Source organism: Vreelandella halophila, assembly GCF_009856365.1.
Lineage (GTDB): Bacteria > Pseudomonadota > Gammaproteobacteria > Pseudomonadales > Oleiphilaceae > Halospina > Halospina utahensis_B.
Genome location: NZ_WMEX01000008.1, coordinates 1 through 16633 on the forward strand (window position 1 = coordinate 1; position 16633 = coordinate 16633).

The 16633-nt window shown below is 56.8% G+C and carries 13 protein-coding genes; 6 read left to right on the plus strand and 7 right to left on the minus strand.

The genetic code is table 11. From position 1 onward, the window contains the following. Together GLW01_RS13320 and pyk are read right to left on the minus strand one after the other, a co-directional pair. Positions 1-253: hypothetical protein (locus GLW01_RS13320; RefSeq protein ID WP_160899346.1), on the minus strand; the 253-nt coding region annotated here is incomplete at its 3' end. A gap of 70 nt (positions 254-323) precedes the next feature. Continuing rightward, positions 324-1772: a pyruvate kinase gene (pyk, locus tag GLW01_RS13325; RefSeq protein ID WP_160899347.1), complete on the minus strand. Its 1449-nt coding sequence runs from the start codon at positions 1770-1772 to the stop codon at positions 324-326. Positions 1773-2183: 411 nt separating this feature from the next. Between pyk and GLW01_RS13330 the strand changes: the two genes are divergently transcribed. Next, positions 2184-3350, plus strand: coding sequence for a porin (locus tag GLW01_RS13330; RefSeq protein WP_160899348.1), 1167 nt, complete (start codon positions 2184-2186; stop codon positions 3348-3350). Positions 3351-3522: 172 nt separating this feature from the next. Here the strand turns inward: GLW01_RS13330 and glpD are convergent, their stop codons facing one another. Both glpD and GLW01_RS13340 read right to left on the minus strand, forming a co-directional pair. After that, positions 3523-5055, minus strand: coding sequence for a glycerol-3-phosphate dehydrogenase (gene glpD, locus GLW01_RS13335; protein WP_160899349.1), 1533 nt, complete (start codon positions 5053-5055; stop codon positions 3523-3525). A gap of 174 nt (positions 5056-5229) precedes the next feature. After that, on the minus strand, positions 5230-5988 hold the full coding sequence (locus tag GLW01_RS13340; RefSeq protein WP_160899350.1) for a DeoR/GlpR family transcriptional regulator: 759 nt from the start codon (positions 5986-5988) through the stop codon (positions 5230-5232). 214 nt (positions 5989-6202) lie between these two features. Between GLW01_RS13340 and glpK the strand changes: the two genes are divergently transcribed. From glpK to GLW01_RS13360, 4 genes are all read left to right on the plus strand, one after another. Further along, positions 6203-7675 (plus strand): glycerol kinase GlpK, encoded by a 1473-nt coding sequence (gene glpK / locus GLW01_RS13345; protein WP_160899474.1) that lies wholly within the window; start codon positions 6203-6205, stop codon positions 7673-7675. 295 nt (positions 7676-7970) lie between these two features. After that, positions 7971-8765 carry a triose-phosphate isomerase gene (gene tpiA, locus GLW01_RS13350; protein WP_160899351.1) on the plus strand — a complete coding sequence of 265 codons (795 nt, stop codon included), beginning with the start codon at positions 7971-7973 and terminating at the stop codon, positions 8763-8765. Between the two features lie 20 nt (positions 8766-8785). Beyond that, positions 8786-10420 (plus strand): NADP-dependent glyceraldehyde-3-phosphate dehydrogenase, encoded by a 1635-nt coding sequence (locus tag GLW01_RS13355; RefSeq protein WP_160899352.1) that lies wholly within the window; start codon positions 8786-8788, stop codon positions 10418-10420. Positions 10421-10530: 110 nt separating this feature from the next. After that, complete coding sequence (locus tag GLW01_RS13360; RefSeq protein WP_160899353.1) at positions 10531-10935, plus strand: DUF2721 domain-containing protein; 405 nt, start codon at positions 10531-10533, stop codon at positions 10933-10935. A gap of 17 nt (positions 10936-10952) precedes the next feature. Here the strand turns inward: GLW01_RS13360 and GLW01_RS13365 are convergent, their stop codons facing one another. Continuing rightward, a complete protein-coding gene (locus GLW01_RS13365; RefSeq protein ID WP_160899354.1) occupies positions 10953-11981 on the minus strand; it encodes a GGDEF domain-containing protein in 1029 nt (342 codons plus the stop codon). A 657-nt stretch (positions 11982-12638) separates the two neighbouring features. Between GLW01_RS13365 and GLW01_RS13370 the strand changes: the two genes are divergently transcribed. After that, positions 12639-13784 (plus strand): fatty acid desaturase, encoded by a 1146-nt coding sequence (locus GLW01_RS13370; RefSeq protein ID WP_160899355.1) that lies wholly within the window; start codon positions 12639-12641, stop codon positions 13782-13784. A gap of 57 nt (positions 13785-13841) precedes the next feature. Here GLW01_RS13370 and GLW01_RS13375 read toward each other — a convergent pair whose 3' ends face one another. Both GLW01_RS13375 and GLW01_RS13380 read right to left on the minus strand, forming a co-directional pair. Continuing rightward, positions 13842-15434, minus strand: a complete 1593-nt coding sequence (locus GLW01_RS13375) for a BCCT family transporter (protein ID WP_202405734.1) — start codon at positions 15432-15434, stop codon at positions 13842-13844. A 97-nt stretch (positions 15435-15531) separates the two neighbouring features. Next, on the minus strand, positions 15532-16590 hold the full coding sequence (locus GLW01_RS13380; protein ID WP_286173312.1) for a 3-deoxy-7-phosphoheptulonate synthase: 1059 nt from the start codon (positions 16588-16590) through the stop codon (positions 15532-15534). Between the last annotated feature and the right edge of the window lie 43 nt (positions 16591-16633).

Here is a 16633-nt window from a genome sequence, read left to right on the forward strand (position 1 = left end):
CGTTCCAGCGGATCAGCGAGCGGATGCGGCGCTCCATGAACATATCACCCGGCATGCGGGCCTCATCCGTGGGCTGGATGCTGTTGCGGAAGGGCGTGGTGATGGCGTAGGGCATGGGCGTGCCCGCGCGGGTCGCCCTGTCCGAGAGTTTCGAAAGCAGGTACTCCGCCCTCTCAACCCCCTCGTACTCGATAACCGATTCCAGTGCCTCCAGCCATTCCCGGGTTTCGACCGGATCATCGTCCTGACTCATGAGGCGTGCACTCCTGTGTTGTTGGCAGGGATTGGGTATTCAGGGATGCGGGTCGACGTGGACGCTGAGCTCACTGGATCTCAGCCCCCACACGGACAACCTTCATGGTATTGGTGCCACCCTGAGCATTAACGTAGTCTCCCTTGGTCATCACAACCAGATCCCCTTCCTGAACCATTCCGCGACTCACCAGCTCAGAGACAGCAAGCGCATTGGTCTGATCATTGGGAATTTTCAGGCTGTCAAAGGGGACTGTATGGACGCCCCGAAACAGGACAACACGGTGTTGGGTGGAGTGGTGACGCGAGAAAGCGAAAATCGGGAGGCTTGACTTGATCCGGGACATCAGTAGTGGCGTCGCTCCGGATTCGGTCATACAGATGATTGCCGTCACACCACTGAGGTGATTGGCCGCGTACATCGCGGACAACGCAATAGCGTCATCGATGTGTTCCATACTCTCATGGATACGGTGTTGGGACTGATGCATTGACGGGTGCTTTTCGGCGCCCAGACAGATTCGCACCATCGCCCGCACGGCCTCCACAGGGTAGTCTCCTACAGCCGTCTCGGCCGAGAGCATAACGGCATCGGTGTAGTCCATTACCGCATTGGCCACATCGGATACCTCCGCACGGGTCGGCATTGGCTCGGTGATCATGGATTCCATCATCTGGGTGGCAGTAATGACGCTGCGGTCCAGCACCCGGGCACGCTCGATGATGTGCTTCTGAACGCCAACGAGTTCAGCGTCGCCGATCTCCACCGCCAGGTCACCACGCGCCACCATGACCACATCAGCCGCTTCAATGACGGCATCCAGGGCGGCATTGTCGTGAACCAGCTCGGCGCGCTCGATCTTGGCAACCAGGCCCGCCCCGGAACCCGCATCCCTGAGCAGCCGGCGGGCCTTGTGCAGGTCTTGGGCGGTGCGGACAAACGACACCGCAACGTAGTCTGCACCGAGCCGGGCCGCGGTGATGATGTCTTCCCTGTCCTTGTCGGTGAGCGCCTCTGCAGACAGGCCGCCACCGCGTTTGTTCAGCCCCTTGTTATCCGAAAGGATGCCACCGATGAGTACCTTGGAAGTGATGCTCCGCTCACCAACGGATGTCACCTCCATCTCAATGCGCCCATCATCCAGAACCAGCACGTCCCCGACTGAAACATCATCAATCAACTGCTCATAGTCGATACCCACGCATTCGGCAGTGCCGGCATCCTTATCCATTGCGGCATCCAGGACGAATTCCTGGCCAGCCACAAGGGTCACCTTATGTTCCATGAATCTCGAAACCCGCAGCTTGGGGCCCTGAAGGTCCGCAAGCAGCGCAACAAACCGACCCTGCTGACGCGCAATCTCACGAACGCTGTTTGCCCGGTCAATGTGCTCCTGCGAGCTGCCGTGGGAGAAATTGAGCCGCGTCGCATCAACGCCGGCTTCTACAATCGCAGCAAGCGACTCCGGCGTGTCCGTGGACGGGCCGAGCGTGGCGACTATCTTGGTTCGTCTTAGCATAGGGCTGCTCCCTTTGTTATTCGATGAAATGCAAGACTGCGTTGGCTTACTTGATTGCCCGACCTGCAGTTACGCCCTGAGTTTCTTCAGACAACGGTATCCTTAAGCAAAATGTTCGTCAACGAAAACCAAACAACAACTTCAAAACAATTTAAAATCAATTATTTATGGGCAAAAATGTTTTTATTCGCAATCCATACCGAAAATTAAGAAAATATTTTCCATTTTAAGGCTTTTAATTTGTTCGTTTCAGAGCTACGATTTTCTTACACGAACTGCTTAAAAGCCTATAATTCGAATGATTGGCCCAGCATTTCGTCTGAAACGCTGCTCCACTCCACCCCGCAGGATCAAACCAAAAGGGCAGAGGGCGTGGCCGGCATCAAGTACTAACAAAAACAGGAAACAATCATGTTCGAAAACAACAACACTTCCAGTAACGGCACGTTTCGCAAAACGTCTCTGGCCGCCGCACTGTCGCTGATCGCCGGCGGCATGGCGTCCCCGGCGATGGCCGACCTGTCTTACGAAACCGACAGCGGCTGGACATTCGGCGCTGGCGGTTACATCCCGGTATTCCTCGTTGCTGAGGACGAAGACGGCGGAGACAAGAATATTGGCGTTGGGTCAGGCTTTAACCCAGCGAGCCTGAACCTTTCGTTCTCCGCACCAACGCAGAACGGCCTCGACGTTTCCGGTCACCTTCAGATCAACAATCATGTGGGTATAGGCGGCAACAACACCAGTGGGTTTGGCAGCCGTGTTGCCAAAATTGACGTCGCAGGTGATTTCGGTACGGCCAGCATAGGTCAGGGCTTCGGCCTGGTCGGCACCCCGGCTATCGGTGACGCGGGCAGCGCCATGGGTGTGGGTATCATGCCGGACCAGGGTGTCGACTCTCTCGCCACGAACGGTCGTATCGGCGTCGGCTACAAGTATGCGGACTTCCGGCCTCGGGTTGCCTATTTCTCGCCACGTTCTGGCGGGGTTCAGTTCGCTGTCGCAGTAGTTGACCCGGATAGTGGGACTGGCGCCTTCGCGGGCACGACAAACGAACAGGACAACGGTGCAAATAACCTCGAAGAGGGCACCAAGGAGACGCCCCGCATCGAGTATCGACTGGACTATGCCGGCGATAACTTCGGTATCTGGACCAGCGGCGGCTTCCAGGATGTCGATGACACCGGTTTGAGCGGCAATGACAGCGAGACCATGTCGACCATCGACGTCGGGGGCTCGCTCAGCGCGGGTAACTTCAATGCCCGCGCCAACTACTCCGTCAGCGAGAATACGAGCCCGGTGATCTTCACTACCGCGCCGGGTGAAGAGTATGAGCAGTGGTACGCCGAGGGTACTTTTGATGCCGGCATCCACACCTTTGGTGTCAGTTATGGTGAGGGTGAAGAAGACAACGCCGCCGGCACCAACGAGCTGACAATGCTGTTCTCCCGTCATCGCGTTACTGACCAGCTGACCCTGATGGTCGAGGTGCAGGATTACGTTGGCGAGGGTGGTGGTGCACTCATGCCGCAGCGTGAGTACCAGGCGCTGATCGTTGGCTCGCAGTTTAACTTTTAAACGATCTGACTGATCCGCCCCTTCATCCAAGGGGCATCCTGTAAAGCCCGCGGCCAAGGTCGCGGGTTTTTTGTGCGCGCGCCAAGCATGTCATGCCAGATTTTAGCCACCGCTATTCCGGTAAAGGGGATGATGGTTGGAAGACTGGGCGCACGTATTACCCGCAATGGGTTCAGGCGCTGCGATGAGGGGCTGCAACGCCCTTCATAGCGCCATTTTGGCGATCACTCAGGTACCATTCAAGGCCGACAACATCCTGCTCTGAGGCAAAGAGCCCCTGCTTGGTGCGGCGCCAGAGGATATCCTCTGCGGTCATCGCCCACTCGTGCTCGACCAGGTAATCCACTTCAGCGGCATACAGATTCCCCCCGAAACAGCGTCCCAGATCGCCCATCTGTTCGCAGCCTTTCAGTATCGAGTAGGAAAGGGTGCCGTACGTTCGCACGAAACGACGGACCAGCCCTTCATCCAGCCACGGGAAATCCGCCTTGAGCTCTCGCTCAAGCGCTTCATGCCCACTGAATTCCCCTCCAGGAAGGCTGGCAATCTTGGTCCAGGCCGTCCCTGCATGAGGGAAGAATTCGCAAAGCTTGTTGGTTGCGGCCTCCGCTAGCTTTCTGTAGGTCGTCAGCTTGCCACCGAAGACCGAAATCAGCGGCGCCAGGCCTTCTTCCTGGCTGACTTCGAAACTGTAGTCCCGGGACGCCGATTTAGCATCGCCTCCCTCGTCGTCCATCAACGGCCGAACGCCTGAGTAGGACCAGATGACTTCTTCAGGCTTCAGTTGGCGCTTGAAATGGTCGTTAACGATCGCGAGCAGGTACTCAATTTCTTCGTTCGAGATCCTGGCCTTATTCGGATCACCCTCGTACTCAACGTCGGTTGTGCCGACCAGCGAAAATTCATCTTCGTAGGGGATGACGAATACAATGCGTTCATCTTCATTCTGGAGAATATAGGCTTCCTGATCCTTGTTAAGTCGGGGCACCACGATATGGCTGCCTTTAACCATCCGGATCGTTTTCGGCGCCCTCATACCCAGTGAATCCCCGAAAAGACTGCTCACCCAGGGCCCCGCGGCGTTGATGATCACCTTGCTTGAGATCACCCATTCGTCGTCACTGCACCTGTCACACAGCGTGACCTGCCACTCGCGCTCGCCACGGTCCGCCTGGACGCATTTGGTGCGGGTCATGATCTTGGCGCCATGCTGCTCGGCTTTCTTGGCGGCCAGTACCACGAGGCGTGCGTCGTCGGCCCAACCATCAGAATATTCGAAGCCCTTCACAATGTCTGGCTTAAGGGGATCTGAGCTCCCGAACCTGATCGAACGCGACCCCGGCAGCATTTCGCGTTTGGCCAGATGATCGTAAAGGAACAACCCAGACCGGATCAGCCATGCCGGACGCAGATGGGAGCGGTGCGGAAGGTGAAAGCGCAATGGCCACATGATGTGCGGCGCATTGCGAAGCAGTGACTCCCGCTCTCCCAGCGCCTCCCTGACAAGCCGGAATTCATAGTGCTCAAGATACCGAAGCCCACCATGGATCAGCTTGCTGCTGTTCGATGACGTCGCAGATGCCAGATCATTCATTTCACATAACAACACACGCAGGCCCCTGCCGGCTGCGTCCATGGCAATGCCAGCACCATTGACGCCACCGCCGACGACAACAACGTCAAACTTCTCATGGTCTGTGATCATTATCGCTTTCTCCTGACGCAGTTCAAAGGGATACTGAGGGTCATGATCCCTTTCCGATTCTCGGGTACGGTATACGGCAGTATGCGAAAGCTTTTTTTATTCGTAAAGGAAAAATTTCGAAAAAACGAAACCGTGAGCTACAACCCAACTTTCAGAATTCGACAGAACAGGATGTCACACCACGCGCAAGTCAACGTCGTTCTCGCTAAGAAGCTGTCGAAGCTCGGCAGGTGGCTCCTGATCCGTAAAGAGGTAGTCGGCCTGCGTTACGTTCCCGAGTCGGACCATCGCGTTCCGACCGAACTTTGAATGGTCCGCTGCCAGCAGCACCTGCGCCGAGTTCGCGATGATTGCCTGTGCCACGCGGACCTCACGGTAATCGAAATCAAGCAGCGAACCGTCACCGTCGATGCCGCTGATGCCAATGATCCCGAAATCCATCTTGAACTGGTTTATAAAGTCCCGCGTGGCCTCACCGACGATCCCGCCGTCGCGATTACGAACCTCGCCACCTGCGATGATGACATGGCAATCCTCTCTCGCTGAGAGAATCGAGGCGACATGCAGGTTGTTGGTGACGATCTGAAGGTTATTTTTTCTGAGAAGCGCCTTGGCGATGGTCTCAGTGGTGGTTCCGATGTTGATGAAGATCGACGAATTATCAGGAATGAGCTCAACAAGCGCCTCCGCAATGCGCTCCTTGGCTTCCAGGTCCAGAATTTTACGCGTCTGATAGGACGTATTGACGGTGCTTGAGTCGATACCCGCACCACCATGATGCCGTCTCAGGGTATTCTTTTTCGCGAGCTCATTAAGATCCCTGCGGATGGTTTGCGGTGTCACATTGAACTGCTCCACAAGCTGCTCCGTGGTTACAAACCCATTCTTACGGATCAGCTCCATGATCAATTCCTGACGGCGACGTTGAGCCATTCAGACCACCTCTGTCATTGATGTTCGATTCTGTCGTAACGGAGTCTATGCTCGGCATTCAGATCACGCCAGTCTACCGGTGGTGGCGATCTTTTTCAGCCACCTGCGGCGCTCCAGGGTAATTAGAGTGTACGTTTTCGAAAAAATGATTGGCATTTTTACTGAAAAACGCAAAAATGCGAACAAACAACAAAGCAAATGGAGCGCCTACATCATGAGCCAGTATCTACTCTCCATAGACCAGGGCACCACCAGCTCCCGGGCCATCCTGTTCAACCTCAAGGGCGAAATCGTCGCAACACGTCAGCAGGAATTTCCCCAGCATTATCCGGCAAGCGGTTGGGTCGAGCACGATCCCGAGGCCATCTGGAAAACGGTGATAAGCACCCTTGACGACCTGATGACCGGCGAGAAGGTCCACCCCAATGACGTCGTTGCGGCCGGCATTACCAACCAGCGTGAAACCACCGTAGTCTGGGATCGCGAGACCGGCGAGTGCCTCTATAACGCAATTGTCTGGCAGGATCGTAGGACGGCCTCCTACTGCGAATCATTGAAAGCCGACAACCTGGAACCCTGGGTGGCCAACAGGACCGGGCTTCTCCTCGACCCCTATTTCTCAGCATCCAAGATCTCCTGGATCCTCGATAACGTGAGCGACGCCCGCGAGCGGGCGGAGCGTGGCGAACTCGCTTTTGGCACGATTGATACCTTCCTGCTATGGCGCCTGACTGGCGGCCGGGAGCATCGCACGGATGCCTCCAATGCCAGCAGGACCATGCTGTTCAATATCCATACCCAGCAATGGGACCCGGAACTACTCAAGCTGTTCGAGATCCCCGAATCCCTGTTGCCCGAAGTCATGGATTCCGCGGATCATTTCGGGGTCATCACCGGCCTTGAATCGTTAAACGGCACTCACATCATGGGCGTTGCAGGTGATCAACAGGCAGCAATGGTCGGGCAGACATGCTTCGAGTCAGGGATGGCCAAAAGTACCTATGGCACCGGATGCTTCCTGATGCTCAACACCGGGGATGAGGCCCTGCAGTCCCAGAACCGCCTGCTCACCACAGTGGCGTATCGCATCAATGGTGAGCCAACCTACGCGCTTGAAGGCAGCATCTTCATTGCGGGCGCAACCATTCAGTGGCTGAGAGATGGTTTAAGACTGATCCGGGACGCCTGCGAAACGGAACCACTGGCCGAAGGCACACCGGTGGATCATGGCGTCTACCTGGTGCCAGCGTTTACCGGTCTTGGTGCACCTCACTGGGATCCGAACGCACGCGGCGCGATTCTGGGCCTGACTCGGGATACCGGCATCAAGGAAATTGTGACGGCCGGCCTGCAGTCGGTGTGCTATCAAACCAAAGACCTCCAGAAGACGATGGAAAAGGACGGCATCCGGCCCGTCACTCTGCGCGTTGATGGCGGCATGGTGGTCAACAACTGGGTGCTACAGTTCCTGGCAGATATTCTTGGTGCACGGGTCGATCGCCCCGACATGATCGAAACCACGGCTCTTGGCGCCGCCTATCTCGCCGGACTGCAAGCGGGCGTGTACAGCTCGCTGGACGAACTCTCGAAACTGTGGCGTTGCGATCGCACCTTCGAACCGGTGATGACCAAAGACAAAAGAGACCGCCTTTATGGCGGTTGGCTCCGCGCCGTCCAAAAGCTCTGACACGTTCCGGCAACCGCTTCCCGGGGAGCGGCGTTCTGTCGCTCCGCCGCTTCGATCCTCTCTCGCCACTTTTGCGCCAGCACGCGATACGTGCAGGGGGTGAGATTTCGTTTTCAAATCATAAAATGTTCTAAGACGCTCCTTTTTTTTCTTTTATTTTCGTTATAGACTACTAAAACGAAAATTTAGGTGATATAGCGATTGATGTCACCTTGCCACCCGCTCGAATTACCCCAGCGTGCGAGCAGTGCCTTGCGCGTTGTGCACCTGAACGAGCAGAGCCAGGAGAACGACAATGACAAAACCACTCCTTATCGGCAATTGGAAAATGAACGGCAGTCTGCAACTCAATCAGGAGTTGCTTCACCGGCTCATTCCAAAGCTGCAACAGCTTCAGAAACATATCGATATCGCCGTCTGTCCACCATCCCCCTACCTGTTTCAGGTCTGCGATGCGCTCGCCTGCACAGGCATTGTTACGGGGGCCCAGACTGTGTCGGAGCATGCATCAGGCGCTCACACCGGCGAGGTCAGTGCCTCTATGCTCAGTGAACTGAAATGCCGGTATGCGCTGGTCGGCCATTCTGAACGTCGCCTTAAGTACGCAGAGTCCAGTACGGCGGTCGCCGCAAAGTTTGAAGCCGTGCAGAACGCCGGGATGATGCCGGTTCTCTGCGTTGGCGAAACCTTCGAGGAGCGCGAGGCTGGGCAGACCAGACAGGTCATTGAGCAACAGCTGCAGGCCGTTATTGACCGGGTCGGTCTTGCCGGGTTCGAACAGGGGGTTGTTGCTTACGAGCCAGTCTGGGCCATTGGCACGGGTGAGGTCGCACAGGCCTTGCAGATCGAAAGCGTCCACCAGGCGATCCGGACTTTCCTGTCCTCCTGCGCACCCTCCAGAAAAGAGGATCCCAGTCAGCGACTGCGTATTGTTTACGGGGGCAGCGTCAACTCAAGCAACGCGGCAGAGATCTTCAACCTCGCCGAAGTTAACGGGGGCCTGATTGGGGGCGCCTCATTAAAGGCTGACGAATTCATTCAAATTTCTGAATCACTGGCAGAGACGGTAGATACCCTCGTCAGCGAATAAAACAATCGAAGGAGTAATGTATGTCCGCCAGCTATAAACTCGATAACCACTTCTTCCCGGATGAAGCGAGTATTCCCGCTAAGTTCAAGAACGAACAGAGCGCTTCCATCACGCACACCCTGATCAACGGTAAGCTGGAAAAATGGGAGGGCGCTTACGCCGATGTACTAAGCCCGATATGCGTTGAGAAAGGGCAGCCGTCTCATCCGCAGCCTCTGTGCATGGGCAGGACCCCCCTGATGGATCACGAGGCGTCACTCAAGGCGTTGTCCGCCGCGAAGCAGGCTTACGCCCAGGGCAGCGGCGTCTGGCCGACTCTATCAGTCAGTGAACGGATCGAGCATGTGGAACGCTTCCTTCACGAGATGCAGGTGCATCGGGACGAAGTGGTTGAACTTCTCATGTGGGAGATTGGAAAAACGGAAACGGATTCCTGCAAGGAGTTTGACCGAACCTGTGATTACATCAGCAATACCATTGATGAGCTTAAGGCCCTAGACCGCCGCTCCTCCAGGTTCGAACTGGTTGGTGGCGTCATAGCACAGACGCGCCGGCTGCCGGTCGGTGTTGCCCTGTGCATGGGCCCCTACAATTACCCGCTGAACGAAACTTTCACCACCTTGATCCCTGCCCTCATTATGGGTAACACGGTGATATTCAAGCCGGCCAAGTACGGCGTACTTCTGGTTGGCCCATTGCTTGAGGCTTTCCAGAACTGTTTCCCGCCCGGCGTGATCAACATTATTTTCGGGAATGGACGGGACACCATTCCGCCGCTGATGGAAAGTGGCGATATTGATATGTTCGCCTTCATCGGTACGCACCAGGGCGCGGCGGCACTGAAACAGATGCACCCGAAGCCCAACCGCCTGAAGGCCGCCCTGGGGCTTGACGCCAAGAACCCCGGCATTGTCCTGGCGGACGCGGACCTGGATCTCGCGGCACAGGAATGCGTGGCCGGCGCGTTATCGTTCAACGGCCAGCGCTGCACCGCCCTCAAGCTCCTGCACGTTCATGAGTCCGTGGCCGAGGCGTTTGCCGGAAAAGTGGTGGACGAGGTCAATAAGCTCATGCCGGGCATGCCCTGGGAGCCAACAACCAAGCTGACACCACTCCCCGAGCCTGGTAAAACCGACTACCTTACTGCACTCGTTGAGGACGCCCAGGCAAAAGGCGCGCGCGTGGTGAACGATGGCGGCGCACAGGTTTACGGTACCTATTTCCACCCTGCCGTTCTGTATCCTGCAACGTCAGATATGAGAGCCTGTTCAGAGGAACAGTTCGGCCCCGTCATTCCGATCAGTGTCTTTCGCAATGAAAACGAGGTGATCGAACAGGTTCGCGAGTCCAACTTTGGTCAGCAGTTGAGCCTGTTTGGCCAGAATGCGGACACCATGGGTCCGTTGATCGATGTGCTGGCAAACCAGGTTGGCAGGATCAACATCAACGGCCAATGTCAGAGAGGGCCGGACACTCTGCCGTTCAACGGACGCAAGGATTCAGCCGAAGGCACCCTGTCTGTGTCGGACGCGCTCCGCGTTTTTTCCATCCGGACGACGGTCGCAACCAAGTCAACCGAAGGCAACCGCAATCTGGTCAACAGCATCGTGAGGGAACGTCGTTCTGGCGTGCTGACGACGGATTACATTTTCTAGCAGCCAGTCCTGAAGCGCTCATTGCGGGGGCCGGAGATTTCCCGGGAATTCTCCGGCCCTGCTAACTGCCTTCTGCCAATGGCCGCGCCAACGCCTGGGAGTCTAGTGGTTTGACAGTCTCCACTCCCGCCCTGCTTTTCCCCGCCATCTCGCTACTCCTGCTGGCGTACACCAATCGGTTCCTGGTACTGGCACAACTGATCCGCCAGCTCAAGCACATGAAAACGCAGGACGACTACCCGCTGATTGCCCGTCAGCTGGGCATGCTGCGCCAGCGCATCCTTCTCACCAAGCGCATGCAGGCTACAGGGGTCCTGAGCTTCCTGATCTGCACACTATCCATGTTCGCACTGTTTCTGGGCTGGGAAACGGTCGGGACGGTCAGCTTCGGCAGCAGCCTGATTCTGCTGTCACTGTCGCTTCTTTTTTCGTTCTGGGAAATCGTGATTTCCAACAATGCTATCAACGTGGAACTGGAAGATTTCGAGCGAAAACACAAATCGAGACTGATCTGAAAGACGGGGAGCACTGGCTAGGTTTCCAGCTCTACCCGGTTGCGTCCAAGTTCCTTGCCACGATAGAGCGCGCGATCCGCCCTGCTGATGGCCGAATTCCGGTCGTCGTCCCGGGAGAATGCGCTGACGCCAGCACTGGTGGTAACAGCGATTGGTTGCCCATTGGATCCCTGCCATTCACGCGCCATCAGCGCCTCCCGGACCCTCTCCGCAATCGCCCGGGCACTCTGTAACTCGCTGTCCGGAAGTACAACCAGGAATTCTTCCCCACCCCACCGGGCAATCAGGTCCTGGGTACGCAATTGATCCTTGATAATTGCGGCGACATCTTCCAGAACCCTATCACCGGTTTCGTGACCGTGCTCGTCATTAATCTCCTTAAAATAATCAATATCGAACAGGAGAAAAGACACCGGGTGACCTTGTCGTCGAAAGCGGGCCAACTCCCTCTCCAAAAGATGGGTCATATGTCGACGGTTAAGGAGGCCTGTTAACGAATCCGTGGTCGCGATTCGACGCAGCTTCCTGCTCGCCTCGGTTACTATGTTGAGATAGAAGAAAGATAGGTAACTGAACATGGCGAACACGACGCTCAGGTTGAATAGATAAACCCCAAGAAGGGCGTCAGGCGCGATGGGTTGGAGTGGCTCTGTAGACCACATCCAAATGTACAGCGCAACGTGATAGCTCCACAGCCCAACCAACGCCACGACGGCTTCGCGCAACCTCATACTGACGAACACGGCCGGAATAAACATCAGCACGTAATAGTGAAAGCCGCTGTCCCACCCGATGAGAACGGTGCCGAGGCCTGCGTGGATTATGACTTCCAGCCAGATCAGCCAGATGGCCAGACCATTCTGCTTCCTGCCTATCGCCCGGTAAGCCACTGCGTACATGGCAACACTGACCACATTGACCCAGGCCAGGATAGGAGAGCCCAGGAGGTGGAAAATAAAAAAGAACCCAACGTCAACCGATCCCGCAATCTGACAGCTTCGTTTGAGAACCTGCCAGAATTGCGGGCGCGCTTCCCTGACAGACATAGGCCTGACCTTCTCTGCAAAGTGGTCGTTGAGTAATTGATGATCAGGTTAGTTCGCAATCGAAAACGATTCCAGCCAATTCCGTAAACAAATGAAAACCTTTGAAAACAAAGAATGCGTTTGCAGGGAAACGCGTTAAAGCGAAGATGGGGACTGCGGGAATCTGGTGGACCAAAGCTGTTCGGTTTACACCATTCCAGACTGTGGATCCCTCGACTCCAGGGGGGGCATTTTTACCCGGAATCGGTGTTAAACGACGGGTAGCAGACAATCCGATTTCGAGCGGATTCTTTGCCTTGATACGGGGCCTAATCGGCGCGCCGAAGGACCTATCCATAGTGACTGTCATAACTCCGAAAATTCACTGACACCGATGGTGATAGTCACATTGAACCCATCAGCGTCCTCATCCCCATGTAGGCAGGACTCACTTCCATATCGAAGCCCTTCCACCATAGAGACGATACAGATCATGACTGGACACACTTTGAAAAATACGGCAATTGACATTTTTAAAGCAGCCCATGGTAGCGTCACACCGTCTGATCGGGTTTCCCCGACCAGTGCATTGCTGAAAAAAACGGGCCTCCACGGAACATAGCAAGGCTACCCGTCCAGTCACAGGGACAATTAGAATAATAAATAGAAGTGGACGTTATGACCGATTCCGGGCTATCCGCTGACCAGAAAAAAGAGATCACCGCCCGCTTTGCCAAAAAGAATAACGCCATTGCATGCCGCCAGATTGCCACGACACTGATCCCCTTCGCACTGGTCTGGTACCTGGCGATTGAAAGCGCCTCGCTGGACAATGCTCTGGCCGCATGGGGCCTGACAGCCGTCTGCATCGCGGTACTGTGCCTCTTCCTCCTGAGGGTGTTCGTGCTGATGCACGACTGCGGGCACAACGCCCTGTTCGCCAAGAACTCCTATAATCGCGCAGCCGGCTTTTTCCTGGGTGTGCTTTGCGGTATGCCGCAGTACGTCTGGTCGAAGAACCACGCGTTCCACCATGCCACCAACGGCAACTGGGACCGCTACCGGGGACCGCTGGCGACGCTTTCCATTGAGGAGTTCAACGAACTGACCCCGGCACAGCAGATCCGCTACCGGGTGCTGCGTCACATCACCATGGCGCCGGTCGGCGGTTTCCTCTACCTGATCTTTAATCCCCGCTTCACCTGGATCAAGGGCAGCCTGGCGCTACTGGTGTTTGTCGCCAGGCATAAGTTGCGTGCGCCTTCCCGGTCGCTGCGCTCGATTGCGGATGACTTTCAGCCGCGTTACTGGAAAACGTGGAAAGACTACCAGCACATGACGGCCAACAACCTGGTGTTGCTGACGATCTGGGTGCTCATGAGTCTGGCCATCGGCCCGATCCTGTTCTTCACGATCTACCTGATCAGCCTCTCCCTGGCCGGTGCGGGAGGCATCATTCTGTTCACCGTGCAGCATAACTTCGAGGATTCATGGGCAGCTGACGAGGAACACTGGGATTACAACCGGGCGGCGATAGAGGGCACCAGCTTTCTGGTACTGCCCGCGTGGCTGAACTGGTTTACGGCGGATATTGCCTATCACCACGTCCATCACCTGTCCGCCTCGATTCCCAACTACCAGCTGGCTGAATGTCACCAGGCCTACGCGCACCTGTTTGAGGACGTCACCCGGATTTCACTGCGCGACGTGCCGAAGGCACTGCGAAACAATCTCTGGGACCGGCATCACCAGCGCATCACCTCGGTCGAGCAAGTCACACAGGGGGTGGATGGAAATATGGCCGTGTCGGAGCCATATACCTGACGAAGTGCATAACCCACCCAGTATAATCACTGTGCGCTCCCCGATTGAGGATCAGCCCTATTCCGGTACGGGCTGCTTTTTGGCCCAGGGCAGTATTCTGAACGCCTCCTGGCTGGCGCCCTGGGTCATGTGACGCTCGGACCGCAGCGCCTTGTAAAGGCTCAGGCAAATCGCCAACAGGAGGAAGGACATGAAGAAACCAAGGGATATGGAAGCGTCCTGGATCGCCGTCAATCCCCCAACGATCAGAAGTATGGCCGCAACCGTGCCCTCGGACACGGCCCAGAAAACACGCTGCGCACGCGGCGGATTCGGGTGGCCTCCGGAAGTGACCATGTCATCGACCAGCGACCCTGAATCCGAAGAGGTGATGAAGAAAATCACGATCACCAGGGTGGCCCACATCATGGTCACACCCGCCAGTGGCAGCGCTTCCAGCAGTGCGTGCAGCGACAGCGACACATCATTCTGAACGATCGCGCTCAGCCCCCCGTTGCCGAAAAGCTCGATGTGCAGTGCTGAACCACCAAAAACTGACAACCAGACGAACGTGACCAGCGTCGGGACCAGCATCACCGAAAGAACAAACTCACGCAGGGTGCGCCCCCGGGAAATACGGGCCACAAAAACCCCTACAAACGGTGACCAGGAAATCCACCAGCCCCAGTAGAACATGGTCCAGGTTGCCTGCCAGTCGGTGTTGCTGGTGTACTCCACCCAGAGACTCATTTCAGGCAACTGCTGGATGTAGATGCCCAGCGTTCCCACCAATGTCTCCAGGATATAGATCGTCTGCCCGGCAAGGAAAACGAACACCATAAGGCCGAACGCCAGTGCCAGGTTGATGAGGCTCAGTCGCCGTATCCCAGCCTTGATACCGGACACGACAGAGATAGTGGCCACCAGTGTGATCAGGGCGATGATCCCTACCTGCACGTCGGTCTGGAGCGGAATGTCCATGTACTGGGCAAGGCCACTGTTGATCTGCATCGCGCCCAGCCCCAGGGATGTGGAAACCCCCAGCAGGGTCCCCACCGTGCAGAGAATGTCCACACCGTGGCCGATCGGCCCCCAGATATGACGACCGATCAGCGGATGCAGAATGGATCTGGGTGCGAGCGGAAGATCATGGCGGAAATGGAAATAGGCAATGGAGGCGCCGAACAGGATGTAGATGGCCCAGGGATGCAGCCCCCAGTGAAAGAAGGTGTATCGCATGGCCTCCTTCGCTGCCTCAGGTGAGCCGCCCTCGGCAAACAGCGGATCGGCATGGTGATAGAGGGGCTCGGCCACCCCCCAGAACACCAGACCTGTTCCCATGCCGGCACTGAACAGCATGGCAAACCAGGCGTGATAGCGGAACTCAGGCCGTGAATCCGGCGGTCCCAACCGCAGTCGGCCGTAGGGACTGACCATCAGCCAGAACGCGAACCCCACAAACACGGTGACAATCAGCGCGTAATACCACCCAAAAGTCCGGGAAATCGTCTGTTGCGCGCTTGAGAACGCGTCACTCGCCGTAGCGGTAAAAAGGCCACCGAAAATACAGAAACCAATGACGCAGAGCGCCGAGCCAATGAAGACCGGCGGTGACATCTTCTGGGTAAAACGATCCCACGCCTGCGTCAGGCCTGTCCTGAGTGCGCCCATACTCTGAACCCCATCCGGTATCCCGATAAGGGTAACGAATGCCCTCGTTACCCTGCGCGATCATCATGTCGCGCGTATGATAGAGATTCAGAGCCCTTCAGGCCATCTGCATCAACAGATGCGCCGTCTCATCCCATCCCAGACAGGGGTCCGTAATGGACTGGCCGTAGGTCAGCTCGCCTTCATCCTTCTGCTTGCCATCCACCAGGAAGCTCTCGAGCATGATACCGACAATCCGGTGATTGCCCGCCTGGCGCTGGTGCAGCAGTTCGCGGGCAATCCCGGTCTGGCGCTGGTGCTCCTTGCAGGCATTGTCATGGCTGCAATCCACCATCAAAGAGGGGTTGAGCCCACTCTCCCGCAACTCTTCCTGGGCGGTCGCGATACTGGTCTGGTCGTAATTGGTAACGCCACGACCACCGCGCAGTACCAGATGCGTATCCGGGTTGCCCGGTGTCTGCATCATGGCCGGCCGGCCGTGAAGGTCCGTGCCCAACCGGTAATGGGAAGAAGCCGCAGACCGCATGGCATTGAGCGCCATCCCATGACTGCCATCGGTACCGTTCTTGAAGCCCACCGGCATGGGCAGCTGGCTTGCCATCTCGCGATGGAGCTGTGACTCCGTGGTCCGCGCCCCGACAGCCGTCCAGCTCACCAGATCCGACAGATAATCCGCGGCCATTGGATGGAGGGCTTCGGTCGCCAGCGGCAGCCCCAGCTGCGCCAGATTCAGAAGCAGGCGCCGGCTTCGGACCAGTCCCTGGGCCAGATCCCCTTCTCCCGTGCGCTCAGGGTCGTACAGCAGCCCTTTCCAGCCCACGGTGGTGCGGGGCTTCTCGAGGTATGCCCGCATGACGATGAGACAGCGATCCTGAAGGGTCGCGGCGAGTTCCGCGAGTCGTTCGCCATACTCAAGTGCCGCTACTTCGTCATGCACGGAGCAGGGCCCCACGACCACCAGCAGGCGCTCGTCTTCGCCCCTGAGAATGGCGCGGACCGCCTCCCGGTGCTGTTCCACCTGCTTCTGCAGTTCGTCCGGACAAGGTAATTGCTGCTTGAGTTCCGCTGGTGTTGGCAGGCTCTGGAGCGCTGCGGAATCATGCACGGGCTGTGGTTGTTCACTGGTCGTCTGTGAGTCCGTCATTGCTGTAGCCATAATTGATCTCCCATAAAAAAACCCCGACGGCGGCTGCCAGTCG